The organism is Flammeovirga kamogawensis (genome assembly GCF_018736065.1).
GTDB classification, from domain to species: Bacteria; Bacteroidota; Bacteroidia; order Cytophagales; family Flammeovirgaceae; genus Flammeovirga; species Flammeovirga kamogawensis.
The window spans coordinates 558,443-576,535 of sequence record NZ_CP076130.1 but is presented as its reverse complement, the minus strand read 5'-3'; the positions used below and the strand labels follow the sequence as shown (position 1 = coordinate 576,535).

The 18,093-nt window shown below is 32.8% G+C and carries 24 protein-coding genes; 17 read left to right on the top strand and 7 right to left on the bottom strand.

The genetic code is table 11. The features are described 5' to 3' along the window. The first annotated feature begins 47 nt into the window (after positions 1-47). The 6 genes from KM029_RS26360 (at position 48) to KM029_RS26335 (ending at position 5,363) form a co-directional block, all read left to right on the top strand. Positions 48-737 (top strand): bifunctional 4-hydroxy-2-oxoglutarate aldolase/2-dehydro-3-deoxy-phosphogluconate aldolase, encoded by a 690-nt coding sequence (locus KM029_RS26360; RefSeq protein WP_144076969.1) that lies wholly within the window; start codon positions 48-50, stop codon positions 735-737. Between the two features lie 2 nt (positions 738-739). Then, positions 740-2,035, top strand: coding sequence for a DUF4861 domain-containing protein (locus KM029_RS26355; protein WP_144076967.1), 1,296 nt, complete (start codon positions 740-742; stop codon positions 2,033-2,035). Beyond that, entirely contained in the window at positions 2,035-3,450 is a 1,416-nt protein-coding gene (locus KM029_RS26350; protein WP_144076966.1) for an arylsulfatase B, read from the top strand. The genes KM029_RS26355 and KM029_RS26350 overlap by 1 nt, the downstream gene beginning before the upstream one ends. A 923-nt stretch (positions 3,451-4,373) precedes the next feature. Continuing rightward, positions 4,374-4,793 (top strand): hypothetical protein, encoded by a 420-nt coding sequence (locus KM029_RS26345; protein WP_158631246.1) that lies wholly within the window; start codon positions 4,374-4,376, stop codon positions 4,791-4,793. Continuing rightward, on the top strand, positions 4,702-4,944 hold the full coding sequence (locus KM029_RS27190) for an EndoU domain-containing protein (RefSeq protein ID WP_394367554.1): 243 nt from the start codon (positions 4,702-4,704) through the stop codon (positions 4,942-4,944). Before KM029_RS26345 ends, KM029_RS27190 begins: the two co-directional genes overlap by 92 nt. Before the next feature lie 5 nt (positions 4,945-4,949). Further along, positions 4,950-5,363 carry a DUF5376 family protein gene (locus KM029_RS26335; RefSeq protein ID WP_144076962.1) on the top strand — a complete coding sequence of 138 codons (414 nt, stop codon included), beginning with the start codon at positions 4,950-4,952 and terminating at the stop codon, positions 5,361-5,363. A gap of 37 nt (positions 5,364-5,400) precedes the next feature. Here the strand turns inward: KM029_RS26335 and KM029_RS26330 are convergent, their stop codons facing one another. Further along, positions 5,401-5,652, bottom strand: a complete 252-nt coding sequence (locus tag KM029_RS26330; RefSeq protein WP_144076960.1) for a helix-turn-helix domain-containing protein — start codon at positions 5,650-5,652, stop codon at positions 5,401-5,403. A gap of 45 nt (positions 5,653-5,697) precedes the next feature. On the opposite strand from KM029_RS26330, the gene KM029_RS26325 reads away from it, so the two are divergent. The 4 genes from KM029_RS26325 to KM029_RS26310 all read left to right on the top strand — a co-directional run bounded on the left by KM029_RS26325 (position 5,698) and on the right by KM029_RS26310 (position 8,732). Further along, on the top strand, positions 5,698-5,946 hold the full coding sequence (locus tag KM029_RS26325; protein WP_221465166.1) for a CdiA family toxin C-terminal domain-containing protein: 249 nt from the start codon (positions 5,698-5,700) through the stop codon (positions 5,944-5,946). Positions 5,947-6,055: 109 nt separating this feature from the next. Continuing rightward, on the top strand, positions 6,056-6,391 hold the full coding sequence (locus tag KM029_RS26320; protein ID WP_144076957.1) for a hypothetical protein: 336 nt from the start codon (positions 6,056-6,058) through the stop codon (positions 6,389-6,391). A 536-nt stretch (positions 6,392-6,927) separates the two neighbouring features. Further along, positions 6,928-7,665, top strand: coding sequence for a hypothetical protein (locus KM029_RS26315; RefSeq protein ID WP_144076955.1), 738 nt, complete (start codon positions 6,928-6,930; stop codon positions 7,663-7,665). 170 nt (positions 7,666-7,835) lie between these two features. Next, positions 7,836-8,732: a hypothetical protein gene (locus tag KM029_RS26310; RefSeq protein WP_144076954.1), complete on the top strand. Its 897-nt coding sequence runs from the start codon at positions 7,836-7,838 to the stop codon at positions 8,730-8,732. A gap of 49 nt (positions 8,733-8,781) precedes the next feature. On the opposite strand, the gene KM029_RS26305 is transcribed toward KM029_RS26310, so the two are convergent. Then, complete coding sequence (locus tag KM029_RS26305; RefSeq protein WP_144076952.1) at positions 8,782-9,015, bottom strand: hypothetical protein; 234 nt, start codon at positions 9,013-9,015, stop codon at positions 8,782-8,784. Positions 9,016-9,236: 221 nt separating this feature from the next. Between KM029_RS26305 and KM029_RS26300 the strand changes: the two genes are divergently transcribed. After that, entirely contained in the window at positions 9,237-9,716 is a 480-nt protein-coding gene (locus KM029_RS26300) for a hypothetical protein (protein ID WP_144076951.1), read from the top strand. Between the two features lie 4 nt (positions 9,717-9,720). Continuing rightward, positions 9,721-10,476, top strand: coding sequence for a hypothetical protein (locus tag KM029_RS26295; RefSeq protein WP_144076949.1), 756 nt, complete (start codon positions 9,721-9,723; stop codon positions 10,474-10,476). Between the two features lie 33 nt (positions 10,477-10,509). Here the strand turns inward: KM029_RS26295 and KM029_RS26290 are convergent, their stop codons facing one another. Beyond that, the gene (locus KM029_RS26290; RefSeq protein WP_144076947.1) at positions 10,510-10,743 is read right to left on the bottom strand and encodes a hypothetical protein; all 234 of its coding nucleotides are present in this window, start codon (positions 10,741-10,743) and stop codon (positions 10,510-10,512) included. 291 nt (positions 10,744-11,034) lie between these two features. Between KM029_RS26290 and KM029_RS27105 the strand changes: the two genes are divergently transcribed. From KM029_RS27105 to KM029_RS26280, 3 genes are all read left to right on the top strand, one after another. Continuing rightward, positions 11,035-11,169: a hypothetical protein gene (locus KM029_RS27105; RefSeq protein WP_260412587.1), complete on the top strand. Its 135-nt coding sequence runs from the start codon at positions 11,035-11,037 to the stop codon at positions 11,167-11,169. 72 nt (positions 11,170-11,241) lie between these two features. Continuing rightward, entirely contained in the window at positions 11,242-11,679 is a 438-nt protein-coding gene (locus KM029_RS26285; RefSeq protein WP_205125545.1) for a deaminase domain-containing protein, read from the top strand. Further along, positions 11,666-11,911: a hypothetical protein gene (locus KM029_RS26280; protein WP_144076945.1), complete on the top strand. Its 246-nt coding sequence runs from the start codon at positions 11,666-11,668 to the stop codon at positions 11,909-11,911. The genes KM029_RS26285 and KM029_RS26280 overlap by 14 nt, the downstream gene beginning before the upstream one ends. A 732-nt stretch (positions 11,912-12,643) precedes the next feature. Here KM029_RS26280 and KM029_RS26275 read toward each other — a convergent pair. From KM029_RS26275 to KM029_RS26265, 3 genes are all read right to left on the bottom strand, one after another. After that, positions 12,644-13,759 (bottom strand): nitrilase-related carbon-nitrogen hydrolase, encoded by a 1,116-nt coding sequence (locus KM029_RS26275; RefSeq protein ID WP_158631244.1) that lies wholly within the window; start codon positions 13,757-13,759, stop codon positions 12,644-12,646. Between the two features lie 678 nt (positions 13,760-14,437). Then, positions 14,438-14,950 (bottom strand): adenine phosphoribosyltransferase, encoded by a 513-nt coding sequence (locus KM029_RS26270; protein WP_144076941.1) that lies wholly within the window; start codon positions 14,948-14,950, stop codon positions 14,438-14,440. A 170-nt stretch (positions 14,951-15,120) separates the two neighbouring features. Next, a complete protein-coding gene (locus KM029_RS26265) occupies positions 15,121-15,279 on the bottom strand; it encodes a hypothetical protein (protein ID WP_158631243.1) in 159 nt (52 codons plus the stop codon). Positions 15,280-15,827: 548 nt separating this feature from the next. Here KM029_RS26265 and KM029_RS26260 point away from each other — a divergent pair. Together KM029_RS26260 and KM029_RS26255 are read left to right on the top strand one after the other, a co-directional pair. Beyond that, positions 15,828-16,016 (top strand): hypothetical protein, encoded by a 189-nt coding sequence (locus KM029_RS26260; protein WP_144076939.1) that lies wholly within the window; start codon positions 15,828-15,830, stop codon positions 16,014-16,016. A 141-nt stretch (positions 16,017-16,157) separates the two neighbouring features. Further along, positions 16,158-17,081, top strand: a complete 924-nt coding sequence (locus KM029_RS26255) for a DUF6263 family protein (protein WP_144076937.1) — start codon at positions 16,158-16,160, stop codon at positions 17,079-17,081. Between the two features lie 148 nt (positions 17,082-17,229). On the opposite strand, the gene KM029_RS26250 is transcribed toward KM029_RS26255, so the two are convergent. Then, complete coding sequence (locus tag KM029_RS26250) at positions 17,230-18,069, bottom strand: helix-turn-helix domain-containing protein (protein ID WP_144076935.1); 840 nt, start codon at positions 18,067-18,069, stop codon at positions 17,230-17,232. Between the last annotated feature and the right edge of the window lie 24 nt (positions 18,070-18,093).

The window sequence follows — 18,093 nt, the reverse complement described above, 5'->3', positions numbered from 1 at the left end:
GAATAGAAACCACCCGGTTTACTGTTTAAATCAAAAATATAAAAGCAATGGCTAAGTTTTCTAGAATTGAAGTAGCAACAATGATGAAAGAAACAGGGATGATTCCTGTTTTCTATCATAAAGATATAGAGGTTTGTAAAAAAGTGGTTTCAGCATGTTACAATGGCGGAGCTAGAGCATTTGAGTTTACAAATAGAGGAGATTTTGCACACGAAATATTTGCCGAATTAGCAAAGTTTATAGCAATTGAATATCCTAAAATGGCTTTAGGGATTGGCTCTTTAGTAGATGCACCAACAACAGCTTTGTATTTACAATTAGGAGCTGACTTTGTGGTTTCTCCTATACTAAATCCTGAAATGGCAAAAATCTGTAACCGCAGAAAAGTATCTTGGTCACCAGGATGCGGCACACTTACGGAAATTTCTTATGCAGAAGAACTAGGAGCAGAAGTAGTGAAAATTTTCCCAGGTGAACAAGTAGGCGGACCTGAGTTTGTAAAGGCAGCAAAAGGGCCTTGCCCTTGGTCGAGTATTATGCCTACAGGAGGTGTAAAACCAGAATTTGAAAACCTAAAAGGATGGTTTAACGCAGGTGTACACTGTGTAGGAATTGGCTCACAACTTATGGTAAAAGATACAACAGGTAATTTTGATTATACTAAAATCGAAGAAACTGTAAAAGAGGTATATCAAATGATTGGTGAAATTAGAACACCACAATTAACATTAGCATAAAGATGAAAACAATAGCAAACTTAATTTTTAGTAGCGTTTTGGGTGCAGTACTTTTTTCTTGTACATCAACACCATCAATACAAATAACTAACCCTAGTGATTTTGATAGATTAGCAGAACCTGTAGTCATGACACGTGCAGAAGTGATGGCTAAAGTAGGTGATTTGAATGGTAAATTTCCTATCGTTAAAGATCAGCAAAATAAAGAAATTCCAAGTCAGTTAGATGACATAGATTTAGATGGAAAGTGGGATGAATTAGCCTTTGAAGTTAATTTAAAAGCCAACTCAGCCACTTTATATAGAATCACCTTAGTAAATGTAGCTCCTGAGTACGAAAAGACAACGCAGTTTTACATGGCAAAGAGTGAAACCAAAAACAATGATTTTAAAAAGATCACATCAGAAATAAGACCAGCTGATCATATAGATCCTTGCTACCCAATGTTATATCAATACGAAGGTTTTGGATGGGAAAACAATAAAGTAGCCTTTAGATCTTATTTTGATAGCCGTAATGGTAAAGATATTTTTGGAAAAAAAACAGAAGAACTAGTTCTTCAAAATACAGGACAAGGGGGTAAGAATTACCATAAAATGGACGATTGGGGAATGGACTTAATAAAAGTAGGTTCTTCATTAGGTTCGGGGGCAATTGGTATTGAGAAAGAAGGACAATTATATAGATTAGGGTTAACAGCATCGGCTAAATTTGAAACAATTACAGAAGGTCCTGTGAGAGCAATTGGTAGAGCAACTTATATTGGATGGACTGTTGATGGAGACACCTATGATGTTGTTGAAACAATTTCAATTTGGAAAGATAAATACAACTATACAAGCGAAATTGCCCTTTCAGGAAACTCGAAACCGGTTACTTTAATTACAGGTATTGTCAACTATAAATCAAACAGTCAAGTAAAGTATCCTACTTTAAATACAGAAGTTGCTTGTGTAGAAACTTTCGCCCCTCAAACGGAAAATAAAGCAGATAGATCTCAATTATTGGGTATGGCAATAGTAGTAGAAAAGAATAATTTTGTAGGTTTCGAAGATGCACCAAATACGAGTTATGAAAGTGCTTTAAAAAATAAGCATCAAAAACACGGTGTTAAAAAAGATGAGCCAATTACTGATACTTACTTAGTGAAAATGAATTTAGCGCCTAACAAAACAGTGAAATTTAATTATTTTTCTGGGTGGGAGCTTACTAACTCTGATTTCAAAACAGAACAAGGTTTCTTAGATGTGTTAGCACTAGAAGCAGATAAATTAGCAGAACCTATAACAACATTATAATGAGAAAATTAGTAATAACTTCACTACTTTTTTGTTTATCGTGCACATTATTTGCACAGCAAAAACCTAATGTAATAGTCATTTTAGCAGATGATTTAGGCTCAGGAGATTTGAGTTTTAGAGGGAGCCATATTCAAACACCAGCTATAGATAGAATGGCTGAAAACGGATTGGTTTTAGATAATTTTTATGTACACCCAGTTTGTACACCTACAAGAGCGGCATTAATGACAGGTAAATATGCCATGCATTTAGGGTTCCAAAGCGGTGTAATTCGTACATGGGAAGCATTATTACCAGATAGAGGATTGCCAGTTGGCGAACGTACTATAGCAGAAGAATTTAATGACGCAGGATATAATACTTTGGCATTTGGTAAATGGCATTTAGGTGAATCTCAAAAAGAATTTATGCCATGGAATAGAGGTTTTGATTACTTTTACGGTCACTTAACAGGGCACATAGATTACTTTACAAAAGAACATGCTGGAGGTTATGACTGGAGAAGAAATAAAGAGATTATTAGAGACAATGGTTACTCAACATATTTAATTGCAGATGATGTTGTAGATCAAATTGAAAAATCCGACAAGAAGAAACCTTTCTTTATGTATGTTGCATTTAATGCACCACATACGCCACTTCAGGCACCAGAAGAAGCACAATTACCTTATAAAGATTTACCAGAAAGTAAGCGTATTTATTCTGCAATGGTTTCTGAAATGGACAAAGGAATAGGCGAAATTTTAACGGCTTTAGAAGAGAAAGGAATTTTAGAAAATACGGTACTATTTTTTACATCAGATAATGGTGGGGTAGCAACTAAAAGTACCCCATCTTCCAATGGTACTTTAAGAGGTACAAAAGGGGAGTTATTTCAGGGAGGTGTTTTAGTTCCAGGAATTGTAATGTGGAAAGGAAAAATTAAAGCAGCTCATTCAAGAGAAATGATGCATGTTGTTGATTTATATCCTACACTTACTTCGCTTACAGGTGTAAAAACAAAAGTACCTCAAGATATTGATGGTTTAGATTGTTCAGCGTTTTTATTTGAAGGAGAAAAATCAGTTAGAAAAGAGGTAGTTCCAAATATCTTAAGAGCAAGAGGAGCTGTAATTGTGGGAGATTGGAAACTAATCAGAAACCCTAAATCTAAAACACAAAAAGGACCTTTAGGAGAAGAAATTGATGGAGATGAATACTTATTATGTAACATCAAAAAAGACCCTTCTGAAAAAGTGAATTTAGTGAAAAAAGAAAAGAAAAAATTTAAAGAGCTAAAGAAAATTTTAGAAGAAAGAGAAGCATCGCAAGTAAAAGCATTTAAGCGTTTAAAGCAGCCTGATCAGTATCAAGTTCCTGAAATATGGGGTGATGAAAATGCAAAAATGTTAGAGTACCATAAAGGACAATAGCAAAAATTTGAATTTATAATATAATTGATAATTAAGAGGTAAGACTATGTTTTACCTCTTTTTTTTTGCAGATTAATGGCTGAAGTGGGATTAATAAGCATTTTAGTACAAAAAATATATTGTAAATAAAATCATAATTGATCAGCCATTCAATATGATGTGATGTCTTAATTATATATAGAATTGTTTCGTCCTTAATTTTTAGTCAGTTTGGTAGAGTAAGTAAAGCAGAAATGCTTAAAAGAAATGCAACATTTGCTTTATAACCACAGCAAGTAGGAGGTCATTTTGAACATGATTACATCATAAAATATTTATACTTAATATTAGGGTCTATGATATTGTTAATCTGGTCATATTAATACCTCGTAATCACAAGCAAATAGTAGACCCTTCAATCACTTCAAAAAATAAGCGATTATGGCAAAAGAAGAATTAATGGAATTAGTGAAGAAGATTATAAATAATTAAAGTGTTGATTAATAGGTGGTTGTAGATGTGTTACTGTTTGGAAATAGTTTTGCTGATCCTAAAGTTGGAGATTATTTATCTATAGAAGAGAAGGTATTAACGTATGAGTCTATCTTACTTTAAAAATCTCAGGTAAATATGGGGAAGGTCTTTAGGTACATATTGCTGCTTCTGATATTATAAAGAAGACATTAGGGGATATTAGAGGTACCAAACTTTTAAAGAACTTCTCACATGAATCTTATGGGAATAAACTTCAGGAATTATTTGAAATTGATCCCCAAAAAGGTCAAATTTGGGATAAGCTTGATGCAGACGGCATTGATTTAGATGATATTTTCAATTTATCCCAGGTTAAAAAACTAGACGGTCCTTCACAAAGAAAGCTTTTAGAAGACATCTTTTCTGATGCTGATGGTAAATTAGCAACGGCGCTGAAGAATAAACCGGAGTTGGTCGATGCGTGGAAGAAGGTTGATGATCTCGGAGATAATGCCTTTGATCAGCTAAGAAAAGACCCTGACTTCTTAAAGAAATTTGATGATGTTGCTAATGATGCAGATTTGAATAAGCATTTGTTTGAAGGCGACTTAAAATTAGAAAACGGAGATATTAGAGGAGTTTCGGGAGTACATTCAAAAGATGCTGTTAATATACCAGACGGTCAAACAAGTGGTTTCAATCAAGGAGATATTAGGTTTAAATCAGGAACTAAGAACCCAGCAAACCCAAGTCCTGATGATTATTATACTGCTAAAGTGGAAGTTTACGGCAAAAAGTATGATGCTCAAGGTAATTCGTTTGACGGTTGGCACAATAAAAAAATCTATATTCTTTCCAGATTCTTGGTCTCCCGAAAAGATACAGGCTGAAATAGCTCATGGTTTTCAAAATAAGCAGTTTGTACGTTCTCAGAACAATGGAGCTGATATTTTTCACGGTACAATGACTGATGGTACAACCGTAGAGTTTGCTATAAAAAATAATGTAATAGAATCGACATACCCAAATCTTAATCCCTAAGAAGAATGGCTAAATTTAATGATGATACGCAGGTTCTATTTTCTGAAAATGTTGGTGATTATGTATTGGAGTACCTGAAATACAAGAATACTCTTTTAATCAATACCATTATATCTTCGAATGGTAAGGGGCATTATTTGAGTGACTTTTTATCAGAGTTCAATGATACAGATGATATCCATGAAGATTTACTTTCAATATTAGATGATGTGTTAGATATGAACTTGCTAAATGAGGTGATAAGTGCAGAATCTTTATCAGCTTATGTAGAGAAAGATAATACGTATTTTATTGATGAAGACGATTTAGCGTCAGGGAAACAGAAGGCATCTGAGAATCCTGAAATGTTCATTCCAACATCAATTTTTAAAGAAATAATACTGAAATGGCTTGAATTTTTGGAGAGCCAAAAGAGTTAGAAAGATGAAGCCTGATCGTATTGGTCAGGCTTTTTAATTACATGAGGTTGATTTTAGCAGCCTTGATAAAGTGGTCAATGGTTGTAATCAGAGACTCTCTTTCTTTGTCAGGCAGATTGGCAATATCCTGAAACCGTTGCAACATTTTAGTGTCCTTGAAAAGATTAGCCTGTTCGTTTTCACCGAGCAGATAGCCTACGGTCGTATCTAAAACCTTAGCTAACTTCTTCGCTGCTTCAATAGAAGGGATCATCTCGTCACGCTCATACTTACCAATAAAGTAGCTCATTCGAAAGTTCTAGGCATTGAAATTGTTGAATATAAAATACCATCATTGAGTAATACAACACCAGCTCTAACTACAGGGCAATTAAAAACTCCTAGTAATGATGGTGTTAAAACGATATATGCTCCTTCAATCTGGACTGATAGTAAATTAGACAAAGCAGCAAGAGAAGCCTTGTCAGATGCAGCCAAAAAGAATGTAGATTTGATTGATGGACAATTTAGAGGTGTTACAAAAGATGGCTTTGAAATAGAGGGTTATTTGAAAGATGGAAAAGTAGATACTTTTTATAATTAGGGACAAATGAATTGGTTGATAGAAAATAAGCGGTTTGATATGACTGACCTAAGGGTTACCATAGATTTTGAACCTAAGAATGATCCTTTAAGGTATTTTATATCAAGTATTGGCGTATTTAGCTACCCAAAAATCTTTAGACTCTTTTAGTAGTTCTGAAAGTTACTACGCACATGTCTCATCTCTGAGGTTTTACAAAGATTTGGATTGGGAAGATTTAGAAGAATTATCAGAATTAGGAGGTATTAAAGAGGGTGAGATTACAATATCTCATGAAGTTTATGGAGAAACCGTTTTAAAAGAAGCTGTTTTTAAGGAATTGATTTTGGACTATTCTCAAGAGTTATTAGAAACCTATAAAAATGACTCCTCTGCCCCTAAATTATGGAACAATGAAATGACTCATGAGATAACCAAATTGAAGAATAAGTCAAGCCAAGTGTAATAGCTTGGCTTTTTTATGCCCCATAAGCAGCCCTAGCCTTAGAATCTCAAATATAAGTATCAATAATATCAAAAAGCTTGCTTTGTGAGTTAGCATCCATTTTTTGAATCCCTTCCAATCTTTTGACAACTTCATTGTCATACTTGACAAACCGTTCCCTTCCGAGGATGTAACCCCCATAAAATTTGGGTTTACCATTAATCCCTAAATCAAGAACAATATAATAGAATATAATTCTGAAAAACATATACTTCACACCACTATCCTTACAGGAACAATTAAAGGTTATAAAATGAGCTAAAGGAAAGAACTTCACCATTAAATCTTATGGGAATAAACTTCAGGAATTATTTGAAATTGATCCCAAAAAAAGTCAAATTTGGGATAAGCTTGATGCAGATGGCATTGATTTAGATGATATTTTCAATTTATCCCAGGTTAAAAAACTAGACGGTCCTTCACAAATAAAGCTTTTAGAAGACATCTTTTCTGATGCTGATGGTAAATTAGCAACGGCACTGAAGAATAAACCGGAGTTGGTCAACGCGTGGGCAGCGGTTAGTAAGCATATTCCTTCTTTAGAGCGAGTATCAGACCTTTTGAAAGATGCCGATTTTATGGGAAATCTGCCAAACGGTCGAACTGATTTAGATGCAATTATTGATGCAGTTAAGAATCCGCTAGATGGAGGTACAGCTTCAAAATTGGTGAAGCTTTCTGACCATTTAGAAAATGTTAAACAAGTTGTTAAGAGACATTCTGGGGCGGACGGTTTTGACAGGCTGATGGTTGATTTAAAGAATCCTGTATTTGCCATGCAAGATGGAGCAACTCATATGCTTAATGATGTTAAGAACTTGGCAAGTGGAAAGGTTAAGAAGTTTGATTATGAATTCGATGGTGACGGTATTGTCTGCACAAAATGTCGATTTGATCTGGAACTTGATGCAAGCCCTGGGGATCTAAAACTGATCGAATATAAGAGTTGGAGTTTAGAGAATATACCAAAAATCTCAGGACGTCAAATGACTGAATATTATAGAGGTATAGATAAAATCAGTGAAATGAAATATGTGTTTAATAAGTTAAAGACTCCTGATTTAGGAGCAGTAAAAACTCAAATGAAATCTGTTTTGTCAAGCAATGCGGATGATGTATATAAAGGAATGATAGAATCTCTGAAGGAGAACTTAGATGTTGAAGAGTTTTCGGATTTTGTTGGTTTGATAGATAACACTAACTCTCAGCTTTACGATTTTATTTCAATTAACTAATGTTTCAAATAAAGGATAAAATATTAGACGTTAGGGATTTCTCGTTTTTTAATAAGCAGCCAATAGTATTAAGAAACGATATCAAGATATCTCAATTACCGGATCTGAATCTTGAAAGAATCACTTCTGATAAAGATTATGCAGGGGATATATTTATACTTAAAAATCTTTTGTTTTGGAAAGATAAATATGGGAAATCTCTAGTTTATGATCTAGAAAACAACACTCCTGTTTACGAGTATTTACCAAATCAGGAAATTATCACTTTTAGAAGAGTAGATTTAATAGCAAATGGGTTCTTAGTAGCAAGTAAGAAAGTGAATGGCATCAAGTCCCTTTTCCTATATGACTTAAAAAAAGGAGTATTTAAGCCATTTAATGTCAAGTTAAGCTTAAAAGCAAGATCTATTGAAGACGGAGAATCCATATTAGATATTAATAAAGCTTCAACCGAACTAAAGAAGTATGATCTGGAAGGTAAAGAGCATTGGAGTTTTTCCGTGTCTGGGAAGTATGTTGACATAAGGGGAGATGAAAAGCAAACTATTTATATGGGCGCTTTGGGGTTACACGATGGTGTTTTATGGGTTTGGCTCAGCTCTGGAGAATTGATAGGTCTTGACGAAATGAGTGGTGAATTAGTAAAAAAAATTGGAATAGAAACCACAAATAATGAGCAAGAGTTCAAGTTTGGGGGTGCTATGCAAATAGATACTGATACATCTTCATTGATTGGCTTGTGGAGTAAATACTATATTGAAGTTAATCTGAATGATCCAAGTTTATCAGTTAAATACACTGACTTGATGGAAAGTTTAGAATCAGCTTCTATGTCAATTAGTTATAGGTCTCATACTTTTCCTTATGATGCTAAATCAATTTACTTCTGTGATGATAGGCAAGGAAAAATCGGAGTGTTTGATCGAAATAAAAAAGAGGTGGTATGGAGTTATGAGCTTGATATGGATCGAGATGGAATAGCTCAAATCCTTGAAATGAAGTATGTAGATAATCGATGGTATGTTCTAGATCGGAATGATACTCTCCACATTTTTGAGAGAGAATAAATAATAATATAAAGAGACAATGAAAGCCTGATCGAGAGATCGGGCTTTTTTATGCCCCATAAGCAGCCCTAGCCTTAGAATCTCGAATATAAGTATCAATAATATCAAAAAGCTTGCTTTGTGAGTTAGCATCCATTTTTTGAATCTCTTCCAATCTTTTGACAGCTTCATTGTCATACTTGCCAAACCGTTCTCTTCCAAGGATGTAGCCCCCATAAAATTTTGGTTTACCATTAATCCCTAAATCAAGAACAATATAATAGAATATAATTCTGAAAAACATATACTTCACACCACTATCCTTACAGGAACAATTAAAGGTTATAAAATGAAGTAAAAGGAAAGAACATCACCATTAAATCTTATGGGAAAAAACTTTAGGAATTATTTGAAATTGATCCCAAAAAAGGTCAAATTTGGGATAAGCTTGATGCAGACGGTATTGGTGACCTGTTAAGTTCTTCTAAATTAAAAGGTCAGGCTTGGGAAAGTCCTGATGCTGTTTTGGATGCCGTTAAAAGAGGATCTGATGCAGATATTAATGGATTAAGTATTAGTCATAAGAAATTTCCTGCGCCATCTGAAGGCAATGAATCTTTTGTCTTGAAGAATGCTAAACAGTATCAGAAAGAAGCAAGTGGAGATGCAGCTTTAAGTTTTGATAAAGGTGGTACAAGTTGGGATAATGTAGATGTTAATGGCAAACTAGGAGATCGAAAATATGGACATGGAGCAAGTATGTTCAAAGAAGTAGATGATGATTTTGGAGAAAAAATAATAGAGATTACAAATAATAGTAGGGCAACAAGTTCGCTAGACCAAGCAGCTCGTCAAGTCAATGCAGCAGGGGGGAAATCCATCAAATGGGAAATTTCTACAGACTTGGGAGCTAAAGGTTTAAAGCAGATTTTCAGTCAATCTAATAACCCTTTGATTAGAGCTATTGAAGTAGTTCATTTACCACAAGTAACAATTATCCCATAAAAATATGGCAAAGAGTATTTTCTATATTGATGCGTTATTAGAGAATGAGAAAAAGAGTATTAGTGAATTATCAAATCAATTAATATCATTACTTAAAAAGCTGTCTGAAATTGATAGTTCCTTTAATTATTTTGAATACTCACGGGAAGGTTTTTCAACTACAAGTATTGATATTAATGATTTAGGTCTAGAAAAAGCAAAACGTCAATTAGCAGAAATCTTTTTAGAATCCAATAAGTCTGATATTAATAAACATGAAAAAGAAGAATCCCCAACTCTTTCTTTTTCCAGAGATTTTGGCTTTAGTCACTTATTGCAATTTTACTCAGATGGTGCAAAAACATTTTCTGCAACTGGTAATCTAGCTACAATTAATTACCCCAGTTTTAGACTAGAATATTTTAATATGGATAACGATTACCCTTTATCTTGGTATGAGGACATTCTTAAATGTTTGGTTAAAACATTATCTCCAATGCAAGCTGGTATTATGATAAAGCTACCTGCGCTTGTGGAGCAATGGAATAGTTTGAAAATTAAATGTCCTTTTGGTTGGATTACTTATTTTTTGAATGATAATGAAATACAAATCCCAGATGATTTAGAGGGAGTAGAATATGAGCATACAGAAAAAGGCAAGTATATTATTTTAACCAGAGATGATTTTACAGTTAGTAAAGAAGCTTACGAAGTACAACGAGATAAGCTTTTAGCAGTTATGCAAGAGGCAAAAGAGAGAGTGCCTGAGTACTCATTATGATATTTAGAAGCCTGATCTTATGATCGGGCTTTTTTATGCCCCATAAGCAGCCCTAGCCTTAGAATCTCGAATATAAGTATCAATAATATCAAAAAGCTTGCTTTGTGAGTTAGCATCCATTTTTTGAATCTCTTCCAATCTTTTGACAGCTTCATTGTCATACTTGCCAAACCGTTCTCTTCCAAGGATGTAGCCCCCATAAAATTTTGGTTTACTATTAATCCCTAAATTTTGAACAATATAATAGAATATAATTCTGAAAAACATATACTTCACCACTATCCTTTCAGGAACAATTAAAGGTTTTAAAATGAAGTAAAAGGAAAGAACATCACCATTAAATCTTGTAGAAAATAATTCTGAAAATTATTTGAAATTGATCCCAAAAAAGGTCAAATTTGGGATAAGCTTGATGCAGACGGCATTGATTTAGATGATATTTTCAATTTACCCCAAGTTAAAAAACTAGATAGTCCTTCACAAAGAAAGCTTTTAGAAGACATCTTTTCTGATGCTGATGGTAAATTAGCAACGGCACTGAAGAATAAACCGGAGTTGGTGGATAGTTGGAAAGTCTTATCAAATGGCAAAGCTTCTTTGCGAAATATCAAGAATATCAATGCAGTAGATGCCTTTAAAAAAGCAAATCAAAATGTAAGTGATGATGTTTTACAGACTGCTTTTGATGGGTAGAAGTCCAGTAGAAAACAATCTTTTGTAGATGCACTGGGAAGCTGTGCAGATAACAAAAATCTGATAGGTTCATTGAAAAAATCAAGGCTTGCCTCAGTTGAAGAAATCAAAGGAGCATTGAACAAAATGCGTGATTACAAAATAGGGAAACCACAGTCAGGCAACTTAGGTTATTTAGAAGGTGATGTATCAGGTACAAGTATTGATAATAATAAGTTTTGGAAGAGTGTTTCCAAAGAAGAAGTTCAATTGGAGACTCATATTTTTGATGCCATAAATGCAACAGGGTCTAACGGTACTTGGAAAAGAATTACAGACTCTGAGTATCGTATGTTGAATGATTTAGCCAAAAAATTAGGAGGATCTAAAGGACAGGTGAAAGAGAGTGTTACCGGTTCATTGAAAATAGTATCTGAGAATCCTTATTGTGCTTCCTGCCAAGGAGTAATACAGCAGTTCAGTGATATGTTTCCTAATGTAGAAATCACATTAATAGATGGAGTCAAATAAAGAATTAAGATTTGAAATTATGGTCACTTTTCCAGAAGTACTTGAAAAAGCAATCAAGAACCATAATGAGTTTAACGGTACTGATTTTGAAATCACAGAAACTATTTATGATGATGTGCCATTTTGTAAGCTGAAAGTTACTAAATACGAAACTTCAGATATTTTTGGTTTAGGCTACAAATTGGCGGCATTACAATATAAAATGCGAGAAGAGGGAGAGATTGATTGGTGATTTTAGAAATTATAATATGAGTTAGAAGCCTGATCGAGAGATCGGGCTTTTTTATGATCCATATGCAGCCCTAGCCTTAGAATCTCTAATATAAGTATCAATAATATCAAAAAGCTTGCTTTGTGAGTTAGCATCCATTTTTTGAATCTCTTCCAATCTTTTGACAGCTTCATTATCATACTTGCCAAACCGTTCTCTTCCAAGGATGTAACCCCCATAAAATTTTGGTTTACCATTAATCCCTAAATCAAGAATAATATAATAGAATATAGTTCATCCTTACAGGAACAATTAAAGGTTGTAAAATGAGCTAAAAGCAAAGAACTTCACCATTAAATCTTGTAGAAAATAACCCTGTAAATTATTTGAAATTGATCTTAAAAAAAGTCAAATTTGGGATAAGCTTGATGCAGACGGCATTGATTTAGATGATATTTTCAATTTATCCCAGGTTAAAAAACTAGAAGGTCCTTCACAAAGAAAGCTTTTAGAAGACATCTTTTCTGATGCTGATGGTAAATTAGCAACGGCACTGAAGAATAAACCGGATTTGATGGATAGTTGGACACTGGATGCTTTGATGAAGAACCGAAACAAATATTTTCTGACTTTATCTAGAGAAAGGATTAGACTATAAAATTTAGCCTAATCCTTTTTTATCGCAAATCAACTTAACGAAAGCGTGTCTAAAAACTAATTATAGTTGCACTATTACTTTCAATTTAATTATACTTATTCAAGATTTGCTCCTATTATTCTATCTCTCCAACCTGAACTAGATGGCGGAGTATAAATACCCCTTTCTATCATCAATTCAACTTGTTTTTTCAGTACATTCTTAATATATCCTTTTGTGTTGTATGGAGTTTTATCTTTATACATATTTGGAGGCAATATTTGCTTCTCATATATTTTACGAATAATTTCTGTTTTTAAATCTTTAGTCCAATTTGCTACCATAGAAGATATACGAAATTCTCTTAAGGATTCAACATCTATTTCACCTGCAAGAAAATAATCGCCTTGACCACCTACAGATTCAGAGATGATACTACCATCGTATTTAACTATGTGCGAATTACCATTTGCCATACCCACAGGTGAGCTATTAGGAACTACTGTACCTGTACTTACTTCAGCCCCTACAACGAAAAGTGTGTTATTTAAAGCATGAGCTTGATTCTGAATTTTGAAAGCACCATCAAATGGATGAGGAGTCCCCATTCTACACAATACTTCGGTACCATTCATTGCCATACCCCTAATATACTCTGGGTATGAACCTCCCATAGCCAAACAAAGACCTATTTTTCCTATTTCAGTGTCTGCAACAGGGAAAAAAGAATCCAAATTATCTCCATATAAATCAATCCATTGATCTAATACATCGTGTGGAGTAGCTGAATGTTCTGTAGGAAACAAAACTGAATGTTTATAATGTTGTAATTCTATTTCACCTTTAGGGTTAAATAAAATTGCTTCATTGAAATACCTATCTGGAAATTCAGGTTTCACAGTTCTAAAACCAGCTGCAAGATATATAGCATTTTCTTTAGCTATAGTTTTGAATCTTTCAATTTCAGGCCCATCAATGTGTATGGCTATATTTTCAAGATACTTTAACGGGTCCATATCTTGGAGCTCATCTGGAAAACCTTGGATTACACACTCAGACAAAAGAACTAGTTTTACAGGTAATTTTGTATTTGCAAAGTTGATAGCAACCTTAATATCTAATTCTAATCTATCAATTATAGGTTTCATTTCTTCTCTCGAACTCACAAACTCATAATTCGAGGTAATACATACTGCGTGATAAGGTGCTATGTACTTTGATTGATTACTCATGTTATTCATAATTAATTTTTAGTTCTTTATATCAATATAATTTTCGGGTTGGGTTTTTATTATATCTAGTGATACTGAGTTATTTAGCAATCACTAACTGGGTTGTCAATAGGCTTCAATTTAGAACAATCTATAACTTTTGGATTACACATAATTTAATCTTCTTTACTCTAATTTATAGTATTTTGAATTAATATAAACATTAAAACACTTTGATTTCTTACATTAGATTTGTAGGATTATTAGGGGAGAAAATTTTTTTAGTTGTCTCTGATTATCTCATTAACCTACTACTAAATGTAATAGAATGTTTAAAATTATCTATTTTTTTAAATACCTGATTTATACAATAAATAATCATTAAGTATGAAATTACTATCCAAATATTATTTGATTTCAAACTCCTGTTGAAAATGGTCAAAATGTATCTTTTAGCAAGATTTCTACTTTATTAAAGTTAGCGACAGTTACCCTACGAACATCGAATGATGACATGATTTCGAGTATTAGTTGCTAAATCTGTAATATAATAATATTGATGTTTTTAATGATAATTCATAATATTACTTTTTGTGTAACACTAATTCAAGACGAGACAAACAAAAACTAAAAAGGCTTCTTTTCTACAGTAATGCTGCGAAAAGAAGCCTTTTTTCATTGTATTAATACAATAAATGCCTAATACTCTATAAGTGCATTTACCGTATGTCCTTCTAGTTTTTTCTTTCCATCTAAGAAAGTAAGGTCAATAAGGAAATCAAGTTGAACGACAATGCCCCCAGCTTTCTCTACCATTTTTACTACAGCCTCTGCAGTTCCGCCAGTTGCTAAAACATCATCATGAATTAAAACACGGTCTCCTTGTTGGATCGCATCAATATGCATTTCTAAAACATCTGTTCCATACTCTAATGCGTATTCTTGCTTAATTGTTTCGTAAGGAAGTTTTCCGGGTTTTCTAACAGGAACAAAGCCAGCACCAATTTCTTTTGCGATCATTGGTCCGAAAAAGAAACCTCTAGACTCCATAGATACTACCTTGTCTATTTTTTGCCCATCAACTAATTTAATAAAAGCATCTAATGCCGTAGTTAGCGCTTCATTATTTAGAAGTAGAGGTGTGATATCTTTAAAACCAATTCCAGGTTTTGGGAAGTCCTGAACGTCTCTAATGTATTTTTGTAATTCCATATCGCATTTTAATTAAAGTTAAAAATACAATTTAAACTTTATTGGTAGTAATATAATGGCTGTTTTGTCTGCTATATTAAAATCTATTAAACAGTGTGCACTTTTTGAGCAAAATAAAAGGCGACAAAGGTATAGTACCAATGCCGCCTAGTGGGTATATTTTAAATCAGTTATACTGATGTGTTTTCTCCTGTGTATACATGTGTTTGAGGTACATCATCAATTGCATTATGCTCAGGTCCTAATATAAAATGAACACAAACAAGCACTATTGAGAATGTTACTACTACTGCTAAAAAGCCCTTGATGATTTCTAAAAAATCTCTCATAATCACAATTGTTTTTTTGTAAATAAAATATGTATAGTTAAATACACGCTCTACTTTTATTTAAGTTAATTTTATTTAAATTCATTTAGTTTAATCACATACAAAATGATGAGGGTCATTAAAATAGGTTGATGCAGGTTTCTTTATAGACTACTTATTGTTTTTAATTATTGATTGAGTTATACAAGTTACAGCATTTTGTTGTTGCATTATTTTTTAAATAAATAGTATTAAATTGATAGGTAAATGTTAATGTATTTTTTGTTAAATGATTGAGTGAATATTGATTCGCTATTCTTTTTCTTGATAAAGTAGCTTTAAAACTCATTTATTATCCTATTTTGTTACTTTTATTTAAATGATTATTAATAAACAACCTCTTTTGATTTTATATAAAGACTTGTTTAAGTTTGCTTAACAACAATGAGAACAACGCTATCTAAAAACCGGAACATTATATTATTATTCGTAAACTAAATACACTATTACTTTATACTTTCCTTGTCTAACAACTTACACAAGGAAAGTGTAAAAACTCAATAATAACTATGTCAAGACTTCAACAGTATCTACAAGGAAACCCAAAAAGAATTGGAATCTACCTTGTCTCATCTATCGCAATAGCTGCCGCTTCATATTTTTTATTAGAGGGGTTTCTAAGAGGCTTTCTTATGGGGCTTTTTACTGTATCCATTTTCTTCGCATTGTATTTATTTATTATTAGGGATGAATCTTAATAGAATAGCACTTATTATAGCTTTTAACTCTTATTTGATATATACCTCAGAAAGTACTTTAAAAAACAGTATTTAGTTTACTTTCTATTGTATGTTTCATGGTAATATATGCCTTTATAAAACGACTTAAATTTTAAACTAATGAAAAGATTTTTCAATGTATTGTTCATCATGTTTTTAGTGATGATGAACGCTTATGCCCAAAAAGTAGATTTGTCACTCAAATTACAAAAAGGAAATAATTATAATCAGAACTCAATTAGTAATGTAGTTATTAACCAAACTGTAAATGGCCAGTCTATGACCATAAATATGGATAACGAAAGCAAGTCTGTATTTCATGTAAAAGAAATTAAAGAGAACGTCTATATAATGGATGTTTACTTTACAGAATTAGAAGTAGGTATTCAGATGGGGCCTGAAATGCAAACATTTTCTTCTACAAAATCAGAAGACCCTTTTTCTAAAATTTTATCAGCAATGATAAGTAAACGATTTGAAGTACAGTTGACAGCCAAAGGAAAAGTGATTGCACTTAGCGGAATTGATAAATTATGGGAACAGATCTCAGCGGAAACACAAGATATTCCATCAATGCAGAGAGATCAGGTAATTGCTCAGTTAAAACAATCTTATGGAGAAAAGAATTTGACTACAAATATTGAGTCGATTACGGCTATTTATCCCTCTGAAATAGTTAAAAAAGGAAGTAAATGGCAGACAAAATATACTTTAGATAATGCAATAAAAGCAGATGTTACTACAGAGTTTACAATGGCATCAGTTTCCAAAACCGAAGTAATTTTAGAAGGTAAATCTACTATTACGACAGACCCAAACAATAAAGAATTTACAATGACAAACGGAATGTTAACTCGCTTTGACGGTGGAGGAACAATGACGTCATCATATGATTTAAACCGTTCTAACGGGTGGATATCAAAATGTATTATTAATCAGGAAATAAAAGGAGATACCTACGTTAAAGCACAAGGTCAAGAAATGAAAATCCCTCAAACTATAACAACTTTTATAAAAGTTGACGACAAAACTGAAGTTGAATAAAGAAGAATATTAACACAAAAACTAGGTTTTAATTACGCAACTAAAAACCGAATCTTTCCAATACATAGTGTAGTTATTGGATTGCACAGATTATTTATTATTGCTCGATTGTAATGAAGCAGGTGTATTTTACACCTGTTTTTTTTCTTTAAAAAATCTTATGATTCTTATTTCTATATTTTAATGGTGTTATTCCAAATTGTCTTTTAAAAACTCTAAAAAAGTAACTGTGATTTTCGAAACCAGCATCTGTGTAAATACCTTTAATCGTAGCATTTGTCATGGCCAATTGTTTGGCAGCATAATTTAAGCGTTCCTCATTAATTAATTCTGTGAGTGTTTTATTAAGAGTACTTTTTAAAACCCTATTAATATGGTCTCCAGAACGTTGAGATAGTCTAATAAAACTTTCTTGACCTTTTTTTAAGTGATATGGAGAACGAAATTGTTCTAATGCAAACGTTAGCCAGCTTGGTATTTTCTGAGGTAATGAACTAGGGATATTAAGTAAATCAAATAGATGGATTAGGAACAAATCTAAAGTGAGAAAGGTATTAGGCTTATCCATCATAATATCAATTCTATGCAGAACGTCTTTTAGTTGTTGCTCTTTAAAAACGCCTTGAAAAGGGAATAGTGAATCTTGTAGCCAATAGAATGTTTTTCCATTATCAAAATACCTTTCTATATAATGTATTAAGTAAACTGATTTTATTGCTAGGTTCGTTATAACTAACCCTTCTTTAGATGTTCTCTGAAAAGTATGGGTATCTTCTGGACGAATAAAACAAAAGCTTCCTTTTTGAATTTGCTGTTTTTCACCATTTATTAAATGAACTCCAGTTCCTTCAGAAACAACAAAAAATTCTGCATAGTTGTGGTTATGGAGTAGAAGGTCTTCTCTTTGGTCTATAGTTGTTCTTGCTAAATGAAAGACATCTTTTGGATGAAGAACAAACGTCTCAAATAAAAAAGTTTTTATTGCCATACCCTAAATAATGATGAAGCTTAA

Bases quoted from the DNA above. Each gene is read 5' to 3' on its own strand.
- KM029_RS26330 (WP_144076960.1), bottom strand. From the start codon at position 5,652: ATGAGCTACTTTATTGGTAAGTATGAGCGTGACGAGATGATCCCTTCT.
- KM029_RS26290 (WP_144076947.1), bottom strand. From the start codon at position 10,743: ATGTTTTTCAGAATTATATTCTATTATATTGTTCAAAATTTAGGGATT.
- KM029_RS26275 (WP_158631244.1), bottom strand. From the start codon at position 13,759: ATGAGTAATCAATCAAAGTACATAGCACCTTATCACGCAGTATGTATT.
- KM029_RS26270 (WP_144076941.1), bottom strand. From the start codon at position 14,950: ATGGAATTACAAAAATACATTAGAGACGTTCAGGACTTCCCAAAACCT.
- KM029_RS26350 (WP_144076966.1), top strand. From the start codon at position 2,035: ATGAGAAAATTAGTAATAACTTCACTACTTTTTTGTTTATCGTGCACA.
- KM029_RS26265 (WP_158631243.1), bottom strand. From the start codon at position 15,279: ATGAGAGATTTTTTAGAAATCATCAAGGGCTTTTTAGCAGTAGTAGTA.
- KM029_RS26335 (WP_144076962.1), top strand. From the start codon at position 4,950: ATGGCTAAATTTAATGATGATACGCAGGTTCTATTTTCTGAAAATGTT.
- KM029_RS26305 (WP_144076952.1), bottom strand. From the start codon at position 9,015: ATGTTTTTCAGAATTATATTCTATTATATTGTTCTTGATTTAGGGATT.
- KM029_RS26250 (WP_144076935.1), bottom strand. From the start codon at position 18,069: ATGGCAATAAAAACTTTTTTATTTGAGACGTTTGTTCTTCATCCAAAA.
- KM029_RS26360 (WP_144076969.1), top strand. From the start codon at position 48: ATGGCTAAGTTTTCTAGAATTGAAGTAGCAACAATGATGAAAGAAACA.
- KM029_RS26355 (WP_144076967.1), top strand. From the start codon at position 740: ATGAAAACAATAGCAAACTTAATTTTTAGTAGCGTTTTGGGTGCAGTA.
- KM029_RS27190 (WP_394367554.1), top strand. From the start codon at position 4,702: ATGATGCTCAAGGTAATTCGTTTGACGGTTGGCACAATAAAAAAATCT.
- KM029_RS26255 (WP_144076937.1), top strand. From the start codon at position 16,158: ATGAAAAGATTTTTCAATGTATTGTTCATCATGTTTTTAGTGATGATG.
- KM029_RS26295 (WP_144076949.1), top strand. From the start codon at position 9,721: ATGGCAAAGAGTATTTTCTATATTGATGCGTTATTAGAGAATGAGAAA.
- KM029_RS26260 (WP_144076939.1), top strand. From the start codon at position 15,828: ATGTCAAGACTTCAACAGTATCTACAAGGAAACCCAAAAAGAATTGGA.
- KM029_RS26280 (WP_144076945.1), top strand. From the start codon at position 11,666: ATGGAGTCAAATAAAGAATTAAGATTTGAAATTATGGTCACTTTTCCA.